Source organism: Allobosea sp. GW823-FHT01F03 (genome assembly GCF_058798075.1).
In genome coordinates this window covers 4,454,688-4,471,610 of record NZ_CM179505.1, presented here as the reverse complement: position 1 = coordinate 4,471,610, position 16,923 = coordinate 4,454,688, and the positions used below count along the sequence as shown (strand labels likewise).

The window sequence follows — 16,923 nt, the reverse complement described above, 5'->3', positions numbered from 1 at the left end:
CATGGGCCCCGTTCCTGTCAATCCGTGCCGGCCGGCTCAGGCCTTGGCGCCGTCATAGAGCTCGGCGACATAGTCCCAGTTCACCAGGCTCTCGAGGAAAGCCTTGAGATAGTCGGGACGGCGGTTGCGGTAGTCGATGTAGTAGGAGTGCTCCCAGACGTCGACGCCGAGGATCGGGGTCGCGCCATGGACCAGCGGGCTCTCGCCGTTCGGCGTCTTGCTGACCGCGAGCTTGCCACCCTTGACCTCAAGCCAGGCCCAGCCCGAGCCGAACTGGCCGACGCCGGCGGCGATGAAATCTTCCTTGAATTTGTCGACCGAACCGAAGGAGTCGACGATCGCCTTCTCGAGCGCGCCCGGCAGCTTACCGCCGCCATTCGGCTTCATCCACTTCCAGAAGTGGAGGTGGTTATAGTGCTGGCCGGCATTGTTGAACACGGCCGGGTTCTTGCCATAGGAGGCCTTGACGATCTCCTCGAGCGACTTGCCCTCGAACTCGGTGCCCTTGATGGCGTTGTTGCCGTTGTTCACATAGGCCAGATGATGCTTGTCATGATGGTATTCGAGCGTCTCCTTCGACATGAAGGGCTGCAGAGCATCATGGGCATAGGGCAGATCGGGCAGGGTAAAGGACATAGGGCCTCTCCTTGGGGCTGTCGAAATCGCGACGTGAGAATGGCTGCAATGATGAAACGCATGGGCCGGCGGCCCGGCGGAACGTCCCGCCATTCCCCCGTTAGTTAAGCCGCGAATGCGGCAGCGGCAACCGCCAAGCGGAGGGAGCCCTGTGCGTCCCGAGAACTCGCCGTCCCGAGTTTCCCCCGCCTTGTCATGGGCGTTCTGTTGGCAAGATGCGGGCGTATCGATAGTTTAACCATGGGGCGGCAAGCTGTCGCAGGACTCTGCCGTCTCGAAGGAGCGAGCGTTTGGTCAAGTTATTCCTGGTTCTTGGGCTCGCCCTGCTGGCCGGCGGTGCCTATGCCATCGTCGATGGCTGGCCCTATCGCGTCCTCGAGAGGGGCTTTACCGAGGTGATCCTCGGCGCGCTCTCTTTCGCGGCGGGCTTGCTGATGTTCGCCTCCGCGGCGATCCTGAGCGAGATTCAGCGCCTGAAGACGCTGGTCGCCGGCGCCATGGCTACGGCGACGCTGGCGTCCGTTCGCCATGACGAGCCGGCAGCGCAGCCGCTGCCGCGGCGCGAGGAAGCCACATTGCCGGAGCCGCAGTCTCCGATGCAGGAGCGGCTCGCCGCGCAGGCTCCCGGCAGTGCCGCAGTGCTCGCGGGTGCCGGCGCGCTCGCGCTCGGTGGGGCATTGGCGGCTTCGTCGCGGACCGAGGAACCTGGCGCGGACAGCACAGAGACAACGGAGGTTGCCGAGGCTGCGGTTTCCGTCGAGGAGCCTGCCGGGCTTGTCGACGAGCCGGACATCCCGGAGCTTCCTGCGCGCATTCACGATGACTGGCTGCGCCCGCCCGGACTGTCGACGGAAACGGCGCAGACCGGGCTGGATCCGGTAGCGAAGACCGAGCTCGACTTCTTCGAGGCCGCACTGCTGCCGACCCGGGCGCCACAGGTCGCGGTGGAGGCTCCGGAAAGTCCGGCGGAAGACCTCGACGAGCCCGCGCCGGCGATGGAGGACGCAGGCGAGAAGCTGATCGATGTCGCTCTCGAGCCCGAGCGCGACATCGCCGTGATCGAGCCCGAGCCCGAGCCCGAGCCTGAAGCCGAGTCCGAGGCGAAGCGCGAGCCGGAGCAGCTCTGGTGGCCGCAGCTCGACCTCGGCGCCGAGGGAAAGAGCCAGCCCGCCAAGGCCGAGGCCGATTACGATGATTTCAGCGCGCTGCGCGAACAGTTGAACGACGCGCTGGCGATGCCGGCCGACGTTCCCGAGGTCGAGCCGCCACAGCGCTCGCTCGAAGCGGTCAGCGACTGGATGGCGCCGCGCCCCTGGCCGCCGGTGACCCAGCCGCGCAGCGGCGATGCGCTGGCGGCGCTCGAAGAGCCCATCGCTGCCGAAGAGGTCCCTGCGCTCCCCGAGGACCAAGCCGTCACACCGCCCGAGCCGGTCCCGGACGAGGTGGAGCCGCCGCCGGTCGCGGTCTCGCCGCTGAGCGCGGCGGAGCCGGAAGCAGCAGAGCCGATCGCAACGGACATCCTGCCCGAGACCGCGCCGGCCGCGCCCGAAGCGCCGGCCGCATCCGAGACGGCGGCAGCGCCTGTTGTGGAAGCGGTCGCGCCCGAACCCGCCGCGCCTCCGGCTTCCGACGAAGGCATCGTCGGTGCCTATCAGGTCGGCGAGACGCATTTCACCATCTATGCCGATGGCTCGATCCAGGCGCGCACGCCCGATGGCGATTACGTCTTCGCCTCCATGGACGAGCTCAAGGCCTATCTCGCCAGCGAGAAGAGTCGGCTCGAGGCCGGGCCGGGCTGAACCGGTCCGGGAACAGGGGTGGCAGGGCCGCGATGCGTTTCAGACCTGCCGGCCCCAGCCGCCATGCGCGGCGGTGATCGCAAAGGCGTAGGCCAGGGCCGTTTCCTTCAGCGAGTCGAAGCGGCCGGCCGAGCCGGCATGCCCGGCCTCCATATTGGTGTGCAGCAGCACCGGGCCGCCGCCGGTCATGGTCGCGCGCAGGCGCGCCACCCATTTCGCCGGTTCCCAATAAGTGACGCGCGGGTCGGTCAGTCCGCCCATGGCGAGGATCGGCGGATAGGCCTGGGCCCGGACATTGTCATAGGGCGAATAGGCTCGGATCCAGTGGAAGGCCGCCTCATCGCGGATCGGATCGCCCCATTCCGGCCATTCCATCGGCGTCAGCGGCAGGCTTTCGTCCAGAATGGTGTTGAGCACGTCGACGAAGGGCACCTCGGCGATGATTCCCGCGAACAGCTCCGGCGCGAGGTTGGCGACCGCGCCCATCAGCATGCCGCCGGCGCTGCCGCCCTGGGCCACGATCCTGCCGCGCGCGGTATAGCCCTCGGCTGCGAGCATCTCGCCGGCGGCGATGAAGTCGGTGAAGCTGTTCGGCTTCTTTTCGCGCTTGCCGTCGAGATACCAGCGCCAGCCCTTGTCGGTGCCGCCGCGAATATGGGCGATGGCATAGACGAAGCCGCGGTCGACCAGGCTGAGCGGACGGGTGCGGAACGAGGCCGACATCGCCGAACCATAGGAGCCGTAGCCATAGAGCAGGCAGGGGGCCGAGCCGTCGAGCACGAGGCCGCGCTTGTGCAGCAGCGAGACCGGCACCTTGGCGCCGTCCTTGGCGGTCGCGAAGATCCGGCGCACGACATAGGCCTCCGGATCATGGCCGGACGGCACCTCCTGCCGCTTCAGCAAGGTGCGCTCGCCAGTGCGCATGTCGTAGTCGAAGGTCTCGGTCGGGCGCGCCATCGAGGCGTAGAGAAAGCGGATATGGTCGGTATCGAATTCATAGCCGCCATCCATGCCGAGCCCATAGGCCTCCTCCGCGAAGGCGATCGTGCTTTCCGCCCCGCTGGCGAGTTCGCGGATCAGCAGGCGCGGCAGGCCGTCCTCCCGCTCCAGGCGCAGCAGCCGCCCGCGCAGGCAAAGATGGCTGAGGATCAGGCGGCCCGGCCTGTGCGGTACGAGATCGGTCCAGCGCGCCGGTGAAGGATCGTCGAGCGGCGCGCGGACGATCTTGAAGTCCTCGGCGCCGTCGGCATTGGTGAGGATCAGCAGTTCGTCGCCATGATGCTCGATCGAGTATTGCCGCCCGCTCTGGCGCGCCGCGACGAGGCGCGGCTGGCCGTCGGCCGCCGACAGGTCGACGATGCGCACCTCCGAGGTCTCGTGGTCGCCGCTGGCGATCAGCAGGAAACGATGCGATTGCGTCTCGTCGATGTCGACGAACAGGCCGGGATCGCTTTCCTCATAGAGCAGCGCGTCCTCGCTCTGCGCCGTGCCGAGACGGTGGCGCAGCACGCGCGAAGGGCGGTGCTCGGCATCGAGCCCGACATAGACGAAGGCGCTGGCATCCTGCGTCCAGATCATCTCGCCGCTGGTGTCGCGGATCTCGTCGGGCAGATCCTCGCCGGTCGCAAGGTCGCGCACGCGGATCAGATAGAGTTCCGAACCGGCTTCGTCGGCACTCCAGGCCAGCAAGCGATGATCGGGGCTGTGCGCGGCATCGCCGAGGTCGAAGAACTCCTTGCCTTCGGCGAGCGCGTCGGCGTCGAGCATGATCTGCTCGCGGCCGGGCTTGCCGGCGCTCTTGCCCTGGCGTGGCTTGCGGCAGATCAGCGGATGTTCGCCGCCGCGCCGGTAGCGCTGATAATAGAGGAAAGGGCCGTCGGGCTGCGGCAATTCGCTGTCGTCTTCCTTGATGCGACCGCGCATCTCCTTGACGAGCTCGCGCTGCAACGCCCTGGTCGGCTTCATCAGGCGTTCGCACCAGGCGTTCTCCGCCTCGATATAGCTACGAATATCGGCCGGCAGTGCCGCTGGGTCACGCAGTACATCGCGCCAGTTCTCCGCCTTCAGCCAGGCATAGTCGTCGTTGAGTGCGACGCCGTGCACGGTGCGGTGCTGCGCGCGCGCTTCGGCGCGAGGCGGCGCGAAAGGGGCTTTCTCAGGCATGGCGTGTCTCGAGGCGCGAAGTTGCGGTCATTCGCCGCGGCATTGCGGGTTGTCGTGGCATTGCTGCAGGTTTGCGACTCGTAGAGGCGTGGAAAAAGGCTGGCAAGACAACCATTGCGCGTAGCCATCCGAGCCGCTGCACATTCTGGTTACCATGCCGATCGCAAGATGCACCAATACTGGACACCGATAAACGTATTCGGAGCGATAACTGCCGCTTGCGAAGTCATCTTTCATGGATTAGACGATTGTACGACTGATCCGTTTTGTACGATTCTATATCCGGCAGAATTCGACCTGATGCCGGTGCAGCTTCTGACAGGCCTTCGCGCCACGTAAACAGAGCGGGCACAGTCGCCGAACGCCCGGTCCAAAAAAACAACGGAGCAACGCCGCCATGGCTGATCACGACGGTTCGGACTTTATCGAGCTTACAGCAGATATCGTCTCCGCCTACGTCTCGAACAATTCGGTTCCAGCCTCGGAATTGCCGGCGCTGATCAACGATGTCCATGCCGCGCTGAGCCGAGTCGTCGGTGGCGCCGCGCCGGTGGTTCCGATGGAAGCGCCCAAGCCCGCCATCGCGGTCAAGAAGTCGATCACCGCCGATTTCCTGATCTGCCTGGAAGACGGCAAGAAGTTCAAGTCGCTGAAGCGCCATCTGCGGACGCAGTACAATATGTCCCCGGAGCAGTATCGCGAGAAGTGGGGCCTGCCGCCCGATTATCCGATGGTCGCGCCGAACTATGCGGAGGCGCGCTCGCAGCTCGCCAAGAAGATGGGCCTCGGCCAGCAGCGCCGCAAGCGCCGCTGAGAGAGCCCGACGCGAAACATCGCGCTGAAGCGAATTCCTTCGAGGGATTCGTTTCGAGCCGCCGGCTCCGCCGGCGGCTTCGTCGTTTCGAGTGGTGCTGCCAGGGCGTGGCAGGAGGATATCCCCGCCTGTACTCGCGCTCTTGAAACACTTGAAGTAGGAATATAATCATATGTTCGCTATCCCCAATCGCGCCGTGCGATCGGAGTGTAGGAGTGAACATATCATGAACAACGACATCGCCAAGGGCGCCGACCCCTTGTCCCGCAGCGCGAGGGCGCGGCTGGCCGAGGCGGCCGTCTGCGCGGCGCTACGCTTGCCGCCGGCCACATTGCGGCAAGGCCGGCGCGGCGTGAGTCCCGTCGCCTTCGGCCGACAGGTCGCGATGTATCTCACCCATGTCGGCTTCGGGCTGAACCTCAGCCAGGTTGGGCTCGCCTTCGGGCGCGACCGGACGACGGTGCGCCATGCCTGCGCGCTGGTCGAGGACAGGCGCAGCGAGCCCGGTTTTGAACTGGCGCTCGCCGCGCTGGAGGCGGCGCTGACGCTGAGGCTGCGGGCGTTCGCGCCGGAGGCAGGGCGATGAGCGCGCCCGGGACGGCCGGCGCTGTCGCCGGGCGCCTGCTGCGGCATTTGCGGCAGGCCGGCGCGTTTGCGGCCGAATCCCCCTTCGGCTGCGGTCGCATCGCGCTCTATCGGACCGTGGACGGGGCGAGCCTCGGGGCAGGCTATGCACCAGCCGAGGAGGCGTCGGCATTGGTCGAGGCTGGTCTCGCGGTCTGGCTAGGCAGCGGCAAGGCACGTCGTCTGCAGCTCACCGAGACCCGTCTTGTCGCCGTGACGGCTATGACGGTCGAGGGAGAGGTGCGGAAAGTTGCTCTGAACGAGCGTGAAAGTCCGCTGCTCTGGCTGCATCGCCGGCCGGGTAAGGATGGCAGACCGCAGATCCCGGCGGCGGAATTCGCGGCCGGTGAGCGTTTTCGGGCGGAGCTGACGCTGGCGCAGATGCTGCCGCGCGTGACCGTGAACTGGGATGCCGGGCTTGCAGCCGGCACGCATGCCGCGTCGCATGGTCCAGCCAGCGCCTCCGATTCCAGCCTGGCGGCCCGCCAGCGGGTCAGACAGGTCTGCAAGCGCCTCGGCCCCGAGCTCTCGGGGCTCGCCATCGATGTCTGCGGCTTCCTGAAGGGGCTCGATGAGGTCGAGCGCGAGCGCAGCTGGCCAGCACGTTCGGCCAAGGTCGTGCTGCGGTTGGCGCTGGCGGCATTGGCCGAGCATTACGGGCTGGCGGCCCGAGCCACGCCCGACAGGACGCCGCGCGTCTGGCAGGCGGCGGATGCCCGCCCGGCGATCGCGCCGCCGAGCTGAGCTGGTTCAGGCGATGGCGGCGCGCGCGTCGTTCTTGATGCGCTCGATCATCGAGCGCACGCCGTTGGAGCGCTGCGGCGTGAGATGGGCGGCGAGGCCGAGCCGCTCATAGATGGCGAAGGCATCGGTTGCCAGAATCTCGGCGGCGCTGTGGCCGGAATGGATCGCCAGCGCCAGTGCTACCAGCCCGCGCACGATATGCGCGTCGCTGTCGCCGCGGAAATGCAGTCGTGTCGTTTGCCCGGGGCCGCCTTCCTGCTTGGTCTCGAGCCAGACCTGGCTGGCACAGCCGCGGACCTTGTTGGCGTCGCTATAGGCTTCCTGCGGCAGCGGCGCGAGCGTGCGCCCGAGCTCGATCAGGTAGCGATAGCGGTCGTCCCATTCATCCAGGACCTCGAAATTGGCAATGATGTCGTCGAGGGTTTCGCTCATCGGCCGTCGCTCATCTTGCAGACCGCCGGCGGGGGAGGCGGTCTGGCAGGCTGTCTTCGGCGCGCGGCCCGGCGAGGTCAAGCGTCAGCGCTGCGACGTTTGTGCTTCGCCAGAGCGGCTCGTCGCGGCAGCTGCCGCCAGTGCCAGGACGCGAGCCCGGGTCTCGGGCTCCAGCCCGGCCAGAACCTCGGCCGCTTCGCGCAGGCTGGTGGCGCCCTGCATCACCGCCTTGGGATCGATCTGTCCGAGAACCGCTATGGCGGCCTTGGCGTCGAAGACGGGTGCTTCCGGCGCGGACTTGCCGCCATGGACCGGCGAGTTCAGGGCGATCACCCCGATCAGGGCCATGCTGCGCAATAGATAGGCCATTCTTGTCCCCGTCGCTAGCGCGGGGCGTCCCGTCCCCGGCTCCTGAACCCTAGCGCGGAGGCTGAAACATCGCGTGTCCCCGATAGTCGCAATTTGAATCAAAGCCCGGTTTTGTTCTTCAGTTTCCATTCACCTTGCTGGCAACAAGCGCAATCGCGGGAATTTCTGGTGCTGTCAGGATAAGTGTCTGAAAATAATAGAATTTTATGGTCTCGAAAGAGGCTGCGGGAGCATCGGTGCGAGGTCGCCTTAAGTCCCGCTTAAATGGCCCGCGCCAGGATCGGCCTCAACAAGGCGAGGCTTTTCGCCGAAGGCCGACAGAGGTTGTGCGTTTGCGGTTCTCCAGCATGATGACGGCGGTCAGGGCGCAGGTTGCGGCGATGGTCCATCCATCGGCGCTGCCGGACTCGCTCGAACGCATGCGGCATGAGCGCTTCATGCTGGCCCGGCTCGCGATCGGCGCGGGCGGGCTCAGCCTGGTGCCGGCCTATATCGCCTGGCGCGGCCGGCTCGATCTGTTCGAGACGCTGGTTCTGATCGCGCTCGGCCTGCCGCTGCTGGCCGTGGTTCTGCTCTCGCGCACCGGTCGTCTTGACCTCGCGCACTGCGTCTCCGGCGCCGCGCTCACGCTCTTCATCATTGCGCTCGCCTGCATGACCGGCGGCACCGGCTCGCCGCTGCTGCTTTGGCTCGCGGCGGTGCCGGCCGAAGCGATGTTCTTCGGCTCGCGAACCTATGTGGCGCGCGGCAGCGCGCTTGCCGTGGTCGGCCTCGGCGCGGTCGTGGCCTTGCAGAGTGCCGGCGCAGTGGGCGAGCCCGCGGCCTGGGCCGTCGCGGCGATGCCGGTTCTCGTCGCCAGTGCGATCCTTTGCGCCATGCTGCTCGCCGTCTCCTTCCTGCGCCGGCACGAGGACGAATTGCGTGAGCACCGGGCCTCGGATGCCCGCGCCCGCCTGATGCTCGAGCATGTCGGCGATCTCGTGACCTGGCACGATCCCTCCGGCGCCGTCGTCTTCGCCAACGAGGCAGCCTGCCTGCTGACCGGCGCGCAGTCCGCGCAGCTGCATGGCAAAGGCCTCTTCGAGCGCGTTCATATCGCCGACCGCCCGCTTTTTCTGAAAGCGCTCAGCGATGCCGCCCATGGCGCCGGTCATGCCAGCGCCTGCTTCCGCGTGCTGTTCCTGGCCGATTCGGCCGGCGTTCCGACCGTGCGCTGGCTCGAGCTCAACGCCCGGAGGATCGATCAGGCCGGCGCGCGCAATGGCGCGGCCGTGGTCTGCGTGGCCCGCGACGTCACCGATCGCCATGCCCGTGACGAGGAGCGCGAGCGCAACCATGCCGCGGCGGTCAAGGCGAGCGATCTCAAGGGCCATTTCCTGGCGACCGTCAGCCATGAGCTGCGCACGCCGCTGAACGCCATCATCGGCTTCTCGGAGATGCTCAGCGGCGACCTCGCAGCCGGCCTCGATGCCGATCGCCGCAAGGAATACGCCGCGATCATCCACGATTCCGGGCATCATCTGCTCGATGTCGTCAACACGCTGCTCGACGTCTCGAAGATCGAGAGCGGTGCGATGACGATCGAGCAGGCGCCGCTCGACATCGCCCGGCTGGCCGAGGATTGCTGTGCCGTCGTCGCCCTCAAGGCGCAGTCCGGCAAGGTCGCGCTCGAGCGCGTCGTCGGGCAGGATCTGCCGCAGCTGGTCGGCGATCGGCGGGCCCTGAAGCAGGTCATGCTCAACCTGCTTTCCAACGCGATCAAGTTCACGCCGCCCGGCGGCCGCGTCACCCTCGCTCTGGTGCGCGATGGCGGCATGATCGACCTTTCGATCTCCGACACCGGCATCGGCATCGCCGCCGCCGACCTGCCGCGGCTGGGCGACCCCTTCTTCCAGGCCAAGTCCTCCTATGACCGTGCCCATGACGGCACCGGGCTCGGGCTTTCGGTGGTACGTGGGCTGGTCGGGCTGCATGGCGGCACCCTCAGCATCGAGAGCGCGCCCGGGATCGGCACGCGCGTCGCGGTGCGGCTGCCGGTGGCCGGCATCGCCGCCACCTGCGAGCCGGTGCGCATCGCCACCCATGCCCGCGCCCCGCGCCGTGGCTTCGAGACCAAGCAACCTTATCGCCTGACAGCCTGACCGAGAGTCGAGAAGATGTCCGCAACGCTCGCCGCCCGCGCCCGCTCCGATGCGACGCTGTCCATGCCGCCGCGCCGCGCCAGCCCCGGCCGGCGCCAGCCTTCGGCCTCGGGCCGGCTGATGCGCTGGCTTGGCCGTCGCCCCGGCAGAGCCCTCGTCATCCTGCTGTTCACTGCGGTCGCGGCGGCGATCACGCTCAACGCATTGCTGTTCCAGAAGGTCCGCCATCCCGCGCCAATGCTGTCGGCGCCCTCGGCCAGCCCGGCGCCAGCGCGAGCGGTCGAGCGCCGTGCCGATCTTCCGCCGGTCCAGTCCGAGGCTCAGCCCACGGCGCCGCAGCCGGTGCCGACCCAGCAGGAGATCCTGCCTCCGGCCCGCCCCGGCAGTCTCTCTCAGGCACAGCGCGAGGCGGCCCCGCGTCCGCCTGCCGCCGTCGCACCGGCGCCCCGCACCGCTCCCCAGCCGGCGACCGCGGCTCGTCCGGCGTCCGTGCGCGATCCGATCGCCGACCTGATCAATGGCGGCGATCTGCGCCCGCCGGCCGAGGTCCGAGCGCCGGCGTCGCGCCGTGTCGTGAACTGAGGCGGTGACGACCGGGACAGGTCAAAGCGGAGCGAGCCCTTGGCGCGGCTGACCAGCGATTTCTGGGTTTCGGCCTATCTCCGGCAGGCGGCGCATGACGGTCTCGTCGCGGTGCTGCGCCGGCGCGGTGCCGGCGAGGCCGGGGCCATCTTCGTCAAGCTCGACCGGCTCGACGGTACCGCCGTGCTCTATGGCCCGGCGCCGCAGGCATTGGTCGAAGACGATGGCGGGCGTCGTTTCCAGCGCCTGCTCGACGCCGATCCGCTGGCAGTGGAGGACCGCGTCGCGCGTGAGATTCGTTTCGATGGCGATCTCTGGCTCGTCGAGATCGAGAACCGCGCCGGCGATCCGCGGCTGCTGCTGGTCGAGTAGGCTGTCTTCGGACGAGGCGGCCACCGCTTAGCCTGAAAAAATACACGCGATCGCCGCGCGTCCGTTCGGACGCGGTCACGGTGATCCATCCCATTGTTATCGCATCGCAGTTTTCCGAAAAGTGGAGTCCACTTTTCGGTCCGATGCCATAGCCCGCTTCGCCGCTCCTCCCTTTCGATGTTCAGCCGGTCTTGCCGCCGAGCCTGCGCAGCATGTCCTGCATGCCGCCGCGGCTGGACGGTCGTTCCAGCCCGGGGCGGGCAGGGGTGCCGCTCGGATCCATCGCCGGCTGCAGGGCCGGGCGGGCACCGCCCTGTTCGGAAAGCCTCCCGATCTGCAGGACCAGCCGGCGTGCCGTCGCCGGCGTGAGCAGGCGCATCAGATCGGCCAGAGCGAAGATGCGCTGGACCGAGAAGGCCGTGTCGTCGCCGAGCCCGATCAGGAAGCGGGTGGCCTCCTCGGGGCTGGCGCCGCAGCCGACCAGCGTGAGCGCGGCAAGCTGGCGCGAATGATCGGCGGCAAGGGCCGCGGCGAACTCGGCATCGGCGCCGAACAGGTCGGCCAGCGCCGCAAAGGCGCCTTCGCGGTCGACGAGCGCCGTCGCGACCAGCCCGGAGAACTGCTCGCCGCTGATCGATGGACGGCGCGGCGAGGGCGCGAGCGCCTCATGCGCCGAGACGGCTTCGATCATGGCGAGCCGCTTGTCGAGGCTGGCCTGGAGGAACAGCGGCGCGAGTTCGGCGACCGGCAGATCGTTGCGTGCGAGCAGGCATTGGGCGAGCGCCGGCGCGGCGGTGGCCCGCGCGACGAGCAGGACCAGCGCCGCACGCGGCAGTGCCGCCATGGGATTGGCTGCGAGGGCGAGGTCGATGGCGGGGTCTGCCTGCCCGGCCAGCAGGCTGCTGGCGGCGGCCGTGAGGTCTCGGCGGGCCGCCAGGGCGAGCGTGACGGCGGGGTCGGCCCCCGCCGCGATGTCCTCGATCTCGGCCGGGGTCAGCGGCGTTCCCTTGCGGACCAGCGCCGCCAGGACCTCGCCGCCGCGCGCCCGCAGTGCCGCCAGAACCTCCGGCGGGGTATGCCGCCAGCCGGCAAGCTTGCGCGCCAGGATCAGCGCGGTCGGCTCGTCGATGACCGGGATCAGGGCCGCCGCCATGTCGCGGAAGGCGTCCATATCCTCCGCCGGCGGGTTGGCGGTCGACAGCAGGAGGTCGGCCTTCACGCGCAGGGCGACCTGCCGCAAATCCAGCCCGCCATCGCTGGCAAGGCGCGCGAGCTGCGCGAGATCGGCGGCAATTCGGGAGGGCATTGGCGGGCTCGTGACGAAAATAGTTCGATTCCCGGAAATTTATCCCCGATGCGTTAGCACTGCGTTAACCATGAACAGGCCTGATGTCGGTGACGATGGCGTGCCGATCTCGCGCAGACCGCGCGGCGCGCCTGGGAACGGGCAGCGGGCCGGCAGGTGCCGGCCCTGACATGAATACTGCTTCGAGCTTTCTGGTGAGAGACCGACTGGGTTCGCGATTTCCACGCAGGCGCCAACAAGGGAGGCGCATCATGGCCGACGTCATTCCTTTCGCGCCGCGCAGGCGCTTCGTCAGGTCCGCGGTTGCCGCCGATGCGGCGCCGGCGCAGATCCTGTTCTTCACCGGTGTCCGCTATGAGCGTCAGCCGGAACCTCCCGCTACCAAGCCGCGGCGCAGCGCGCGGACGGCGGAGGCGCGGGAACGCGAAGCCCGGCGCAGGCGGCCGGGGTGAAGCGCCTTGCTGTCCCGGCGATCCTGACCTGCCTCGTCCTCGCCGCTTGTACGACCGGCGATCTCGGCCGGCCCCGCCCGAGCCTCTTCAACGATCAGATCGTTCCGGCGATGGGCGAATGGGCGGCGCGGTTGCGCGGCGAGGCGGCCTCGCATTTCCACCTGACTGATGACGAGCAGCAGTTGCGAGCCCGCGCATGGCGGCTCGTCATGCCTGCCCATGAGCGCAGCGCCTTCGAAACCCAGCTCGCGAGCCTGGTTCCGGCCCGGATGCTGCCGACCGCTGTCCAATCGGGCTCCGTCTCCGATTACCAGCGCGCGCTGACCTCCGGCTCCTTCGCCTCGCAGGCCTCGCGCTATAATCGCCTCGCCGAGGACGCCAATGCCGACCGGGCCCTGCTCGCCCCGTTCCGCGCCAATGCGATCCGTGTCGTCAATGCCGACCGCGCCCGCCTGCGCACGCTCGAGGCCTCGCCCCGCGTGCCGGCCGAGAGCCAGGAGCCGGCTCAGGCGCGCGTCATCGAGAACGAGGCTATGGTCCTCTGGGTCTGCGAGCGGCTGCGTTTCCGGCTGGCGAGCTATCGCTACGCCCTCGACAATCTCGTGGTCGAGATGCCCTCGCGCGAGGCGGTCAGGGCCGAGCGCGCGATCATGGGATTGGAGGCGGAAACCGATCTGGTCTGCAAGTTGCCGCTGATCGGCGTGTTCGGCGGCGAAGGCGCGGCACCATCCGATCGCCCGGTGGTCTACAAGGGCTGAACCGTCCTGCCGAATGGCTCGTCCGGAGCCTGCCGCATTTATCTGGAAACGCCGGGCCGTCCCAAGACGGCGAGGCGGTATTGCGAAAGATCGGTGTGCCTCAGTCGGCGCTGCCGCAGGCGACGCTCGTCGCGAGAGCCTCGGCATCGGCGCGGTCGGCTGGGCGGCGCAGCATGACGCGTGCCAGGATCAGCCCCTGCGGCGATGGCGAGACGACGCGCAGCTCGCGCGCCGTCTCGCCGTCCTCGTCCTGCGCCAGGCGCTCGTCGAGCTGTTCCTGCGTCATCACCACGAATTCGAGCACGCCGCGGATCGCCGCCCGGTCGGTGATCGCGTAGGCGACGCCGCCGCCATGGCGGTGCAAGGTCAGCCCGAGCGGCAGTGCGCCGGTCTGGGCGACGATGCGTACCGGGCCGCTGGTCAGATCGAAGCCGCAGACGGCGCCGACGCTGTTCGGATCGGGCTCGGCCAGTGCCGGCAGGCCGTCCGGGGCAGGCGTGATCAGTTCGGCGTGTCCGCCGCTGCCGAGCGCGGCATAGACCGAGCTGGCGTCGCGCTCGGCCATGATCGGGATCAGCAGCACCGTCAGGATGTGCACGATGCCGGCGAGGACGAGCCCCATCAGAGTGAGCAGGATGATGCGCCGCAGGCTGCGGCCGAGCCGGTCCCGCCAGCCGAACGCCGGGATCCGGGTCCGCTCCGCCGTGGGGACGAGCAGGGGAGCCTGATCGAGCATGCTCATCGGCAATCCACCCGGCTGATCCGCGGCAGCGCTTCCGGCCGCAATTCGCCGGCATGGCTGGAGATCGGCGTGTCGTAGAGCCGCAGGAGGAACAGGAAGCGACCGGAAGGCGGCAGCGGCAGCCAGTTGCCGGCTTCGGGTGTCGCGGCGGCGATGATCCGCAGGCCGCCGCGCTCGTCGCGAACGATCTCGGCATGGCTGAAACTCTCCCGTGCGACCGCGAGCTGGAGCGGGCGACGTGCCGGGTCGGCGACGGTCAAAGACCAGCCGCGAGCCGGCGGAACGGCCCCGCTGACGCCATAGCGGCAGCGGCCGTCGAGCGGCTGCCCGGCATCGTCGCGCTCCGCGATCAGCAGGAGCCCTTCGCCGGCGCCGAGCGGCAGATGGACGCCGCGCGCCAGATAGGCCCGCATATAGGGATCGCTGTCGCGCGCGCCGCTTTTCGGCCAGGTCGTCCAGGCGCCGATCTGCGCCCGGCCGACGACCGGCCGCTCGGCCACGGCATAATGCGCCGAGGCCAGCCCCAGCCCGGCGCCGAGCGCGATCACATAGGCGAGTTCGAGGACGCGCATGATGCGGGGGGCTGGCTCCCTTCGACGACCCGGGGCGACGCGGAGAGTCTAGAGCACTTCCGCGCTTCGTTGAAACGCGGAAGTGCTCGAGAGCGCCGGCCGGCGCGGAAGAAGCGCAATCTGCCGAGGCCCGCCGTCACGGCTCAGCGGAAGCGCGTCAGGCTCGGCCCGGCCGGCAATTCGCCGATGCCGGCCTGGATCGAGGTCCGGGCCGCACGCGGCGCCTCGACCGCCTTGAACATCGCCCCGACCGATGACAGCACTTCGAAAGATCTGCGCGGCATGTGCCCGGCATTGGCACCGGTGCCGGGTTGGGTCGGGCCGGCATTCTTCGCCACGGTGGCCTTGTCGGCGCCCTGCGGCGCGACGCCCGGGATCGGCTTGATCTCGATGCCCTGATGGGCGAAGGTCATGATCTCCTTCCAGACCATCGCCGGCAGCGAGCCGCCGGTCATGTTGTTGGTCTCGGAGGAATCGTCGTTGCCGAACCAGACCGCACCGACGAGATTGCCGGTGTAGCCAACATACCAGGCGTCCTTGTAGCCATTGGTCGTGCCGGTCTTTCCGGCGCTGATCACGCCGTCGAGTGCCGCGCGCCGGCCCGTTCCCGCCGTCGGCACGGTCGAGAGCATCTGGTTCATCTCCTGCGCCACCTGCGCGCTCAGCACCTGGGCCGGTGCCGGCTCGTCGCGATCATGGCGGTAGATTTCCTCGCCGAGCGAATTGCGGATCTCGAAGGCGGCATAGGGGTTGGCCCGCTTGCCGCCATTGGCGAAGACCGAGAAGGCGGCGGCCTGGTCGATCACGGTGACCTCGGCGGCGCCGATCGGCAGCGAGACCGTGTCGGTCAGCGGCGTCGTCAGCCCCATGGCGCGGGCGGTCTCGACGATCTTGTTGCGGCCGATCCGTGCCGCGCGCGCCTCATGCGTCTCGCCGGTCGCCCGGCCGATCGCGATCGACATCTGCACCGGGATCGTGTTGATCGACTTGGCGAGCGCCACCGTCAGCGGCATCGAGCCGGAATAGGAGCGCCCGTAATTGTTCGGGCACCAATTGCCGATGCAGACCGGCCGGTCGGTGACGATGGTGGTCGGCTTGTAGAGCCCGGCGCTCATCGCCGCCGCATAGACATAGGGTTTGAACGAGGAGCCGGGCTGGCGCAGGCTCGAGGTCGCGCGGTTGAACTGGCTTGCGCCATAGTCGCGCCCGCCGACGATCGCCCGCACGGCGCCGTCAGGGTCCATGATCACCGTCGCGGCCTGCCGGGCCCGGTAGGCTTGGCCGTGCTGGCGCAGGATGCTCTCGACCGCCTCGTCGGCCCGCTTCTGGATCGCCGGATCGTGCGGGGTCTTCACGGTGAGCACGCGTTCGGGGCCGATCTTGCCGTCTTCGGCGAGCTTGCGGACCTCGTCGAAGGCCCAGTCGAGATAGTAGTCCGGGCTGGCGTCGCGGCGCCGGTCGATCGGCTTGGCCGGGTTGCGCCGGGCGGAATCGATCTGTCCGGCGGTCATGAAGCCGGCATCGACCATCGCGCCGAGCACGTCGTTGGCGCGGGCGCGCGCCGCCGGCAAATTGACATGCGGGGCGAATTTGGTCGGCGCCTTGAACAGGCCGGCGAGCATGGCGGCCTCGGCGACCGTGACGTCCTTGGCGGATTTGCCGAAATAATACTCCGCAGCCGCCGCGACGCCGAAGGTGCCGCCGCCCATATAGGCGCGGTCGAGATAGAGCTTCAGGATCTCGTTCTTGGTCAGGCGGTATTCGAGCCAGATCGAGAGGAAGGCTTCCTTGATCTTGCGGTCGAGCGAGCGCTCATTGCTGAGGAAGAGGTTCTTGGCGAGCTGCTGGGTGATCGACGAGCCGCCCTGCACGACGCCGGAGGCGCGCGCATTGACGGTCAGCGCCCGGAAGGTGCCGAAGATGTCGATGCCGAAATGGTCGTAGAAGCGCCGGTCCTCGGTGGCGAGCACCGCCTTGATCAGATGGTCCGGCAGCTCCTCGAGCTTCAGCGAATCGTCGTGCCTTGCACCGCGATGGCCGATCTCGGAGCCATAGCGGTCGAGGAAGGTGACGGCGAAGACCTGGTTCTTCAGCGCGTCCTCGCGGCCCTCGCGGAAGGCCGGGATCGCCAGCAGCAGCATGACGATCGAGCCGGCGATGCCGACATTGAGGCCCTCGCTGACGAGTTCGGTGGCGAGGCGCTTCGGGCCGGAGACGGTGAGCCGGTCGGTCCAGCTGCGGATGCGCTCATAGGCCTCGCCGGCCCTCCGGCCGGCCGCGTAGAGCGAATCGTCGAGCCATGAGTCGGCGGCGAGCGCGGAGCGCTTCAGGCGGGTCGTCCAGCGCGCCTTCCTGAACTCGATCACGGACCGGGCCACCTTCAGAATGCCGCGGGTCAGGCCCGCCGCGTCCCTGGA

Annotated in this window: 17 protein-coding genes; 9 read left to right on the top strand and 8 right to left on the bottom strand. The window is 68.4% G+C overall.

Translation table 11 applies throughout. The annotated features are described in order from the left end of the window. Positions 1-36: 36 nt before the first annotated feature. On the bottom strand, positions 37-636 hold the full coding sequence (locus AC3RCC_RS21405; RefSeq protein WP_291639227.1) for a superoxide dismutase: 600 nt from the start codon (positions 634-636) through the stop codon (positions 37-39). A 290-nt stretch (positions 637-926) separates the two neighbouring features. Here AC3RCC_RS21405 and AC3RCC_RS21400 point away from each other — a divergent pair, with 290 nt between their 5' ends. After that, positions 927-2,435, top strand: a complete 1,509-nt coding sequence (locus AC3RCC_RS21400) for a hypothetical protein (RefSeq protein ID WP_492256526.1) — start codon at positions 927-929, stop codon at positions 2,433-2,435. A gap of 39 nt (positions 2,436-2,474) precedes the next feature. Here the strand turns inward: AC3RCC_RS21400 and AC3RCC_RS21395 are convergent, their stop codons facing one another. Continuing rightward, entirely contained in the window at positions 2,475-4,598 is a 2,124-nt protein-coding gene (locus AC3RCC_RS21395; protein WP_492256525.1) for a S9 family peptidase, read from the bottom strand. A gap of 397 nt (positions 4,599-4,995) precedes the next feature. Between AC3RCC_RS21395 and AC3RCC_RS21390 the strand changes: the two genes are divergently transcribed. The 3 genes from AC3RCC_RS21390 to AC3RCC_RS21380 all read left to right on the top strand — a co-directional run bounded on the left by AC3RCC_RS21390 (position 4,996) and on the right by AC3RCC_RS21380 (position 6,780). Beyond that, the gene (locus tag AC3RCC_RS21390) at positions 4,996-5,412 is read left to right on the top strand and encodes a Ros/MucR family transcriptional regulator (protein ID WP_291639233.1); all 417 of its coding nucleotides are present in this window, start codon (positions 4,996-4,998) and stop codon (positions 5,410-5,412) included. Between the two features lie 226 nt (positions 5,413-5,638). Continuing rightward, the gene (locus tag AC3RCC_RS21385) at positions 5,639-5,998 is read left to right on the top strand and encodes a helix-turn-helix domain-containing protein (protein ID WP_492256524.1); all 360 of its coding nucleotides are present in this window, start codon (positions 5,639-5,641) and stop codon (positions 5,996-5,998) included. Then, positions 5,995-6,780: a DUF6456 domain-containing protein gene (locus tag AC3RCC_RS21380; protein ID WP_492256523.1), complete on the top strand. Its 786-nt coding sequence runs from the start codon at positions 5,995-5,997 to the stop codon at positions 6,778-6,780. The genes AC3RCC_RS21385 and AC3RCC_RS21380 overlap by 4 nt, the downstream gene beginning before the upstream one ends. A 6-nt stretch (positions 6,781-6,786) precedes the next feature. Here the strand turns inward: AC3RCC_RS21380 and AC3RCC_RS21375 are convergent, their stop codons facing one another. Together AC3RCC_RS21375 and AC3RCC_RS21370 are read right to left on the bottom strand one after the other, a co-directional pair. After that, entirely contained in the window at positions 6,787-7,212 is a 426-nt protein-coding gene (locus tag AC3RCC_RS21375; protein WP_291639238.1) for a SufE family protein, read from the bottom strand. 84 nt (positions 7,213-7,296) lie between these two features. Continuing rightward, positions 7,297-7,581: a hypothetical protein gene (locus tag AC3RCC_RS21370; RefSeq protein WP_291639241.1), complete on the bottom strand. Its 285-nt coding sequence runs from the start codon at positions 7,579-7,581 to the stop codon at positions 7,297-7,299. 347 nt (positions 7,582-7,928) lie between these two features. Here AC3RCC_RS21370 and AC3RCC_RS21365 point away from each other — a divergent pair, with 347 nt between their 5' ends. The 3 genes from AC3RCC_RS21365 to AC3RCC_RS21355 are packed head-to-tail and all read left to right on the top strand — an operon-like array spanning position 7,929 to position 10,676. After that, the gene (locus AC3RCC_RS21365) at positions 7,929-9,722 is read left to right on the top strand and encodes a PAS domain-containing sensor histidine kinase (protein WP_492256522.1); all 1,794 of its coding nucleotides are present in this window, start codon (positions 7,929-7,931) and stop codon (positions 9,720-9,722) included. Positions 9,723-9,737: 15 nt separating this feature from the next. Continuing rightward, positions 9,738-10,304: a hypothetical protein gene (locus tag AC3RCC_RS21360; protein WP_492256521.1), complete on the top strand. Its 567-nt coding sequence runs from the start codon at positions 9,738-9,740 to the stop codon at positions 10,302-10,304. A 39-nt stretch (positions 10,305-10,343) separates the two neighbouring features. Beyond that, positions 10,344-10,676, top strand: coding sequence for a DUF1491 family protein (locus tag AC3RCC_RS21355; RefSeq protein ID WP_492256520.1), 333 nt, complete (start codon positions 10,344-10,346; stop codon positions 10,674-10,676). Positions 10,677-10,857: 181 nt separating this feature from the next. Here the strand turns inward: AC3RCC_RS21355 and AC3RCC_RS21350 are convergent, their stop codons facing one another. Further along, on the bottom strand, positions 10,858-11,982 hold the full coding sequence (locus AC3RCC_RS21350) for a DUF2336 domain-containing protein (protein WP_492256519.1): 1,125 nt from the start codon (positions 11,980-11,982) through the stop codon (positions 10,858-10,860). Positions 11,983-12,233: 251 nt separating this feature from the next. On the opposite strand from AC3RCC_RS21350, the gene AC3RCC_RS21345 reads away from it, so the two are divergent. Both AC3RCC_RS21345 and AC3RCC_RS21340 read left to right on the top strand, forming a co-directional pair. Further along, positions 12,234-12,434 (top strand): hypothetical protein, encoded by a 201-nt coding sequence (locus tag AC3RCC_RS21345; RefSeq protein WP_291639252.1) that lies wholly within the window; start codon positions 12,234-12,236, stop codon positions 12,432-12,434. After that, positions 12,431-13,192 carry a hypothetical protein gene (locus AC3RCC_RS21340; protein WP_492256518.1) on the top strand — a complete coding sequence of 254 codons (762 nt, stop codon included), beginning with the start codon at positions 12,431-12,433 and terminating at the stop codon, positions 13,190-13,192. Before AC3RCC_RS21345 ends, AC3RCC_RS21340 begins: the two co-directional genes overlap by 4 nt. Positions 13,193-13,292: 100 nt before the next feature. Here AC3RCC_RS21340 and AC3RCC_RS21335 read toward each other — a convergent pair whose 3' ends face one another. The 3 genes from AC3RCC_RS21335 to AC3RCC_RS21325 all read right to left on the bottom strand — a co-directional run bounded on the left by AC3RCC_RS21335 (position 13,293) and on the right by AC3RCC_RS21325 (position 16,872). Next, positions 13,293-13,934, bottom strand: coding sequence for a DUF1254 domain-containing protein (locus AC3RCC_RS21335; protein ID WP_492256517.1), 642 nt, complete (start codon positions 13,932-13,934; stop codon positions 13,293-13,295). Further along, positions 13,931-14,506, bottom strand: coding sequence for a DUF1214 domain-containing protein (locus AC3RCC_RS21330; RefSeq protein WP_492256516.1), 576 nt, complete (start codon positions 14,504-14,506; stop codon positions 13,931-13,933). Before AC3RCC_RS21330 ends, AC3RCC_RS21335 begins: the two co-directional genes overlap by 4 nt. 143 nt (positions 14,507-14,649) lie before the next feature. Further along, positions 14,650-16,872: a transglycosylase domain-containing protein gene (locus AC3RCC_RS21325; RefSeq protein ID WP_492256515.1), complete on the bottom strand. Its 2,223-nt coding sequence runs from the start codon at positions 16,870-16,872 to the stop codon at positions 14,650-14,652. Between the last annotated feature and the right edge of the window lie 51 nt (positions 16,873-16,923).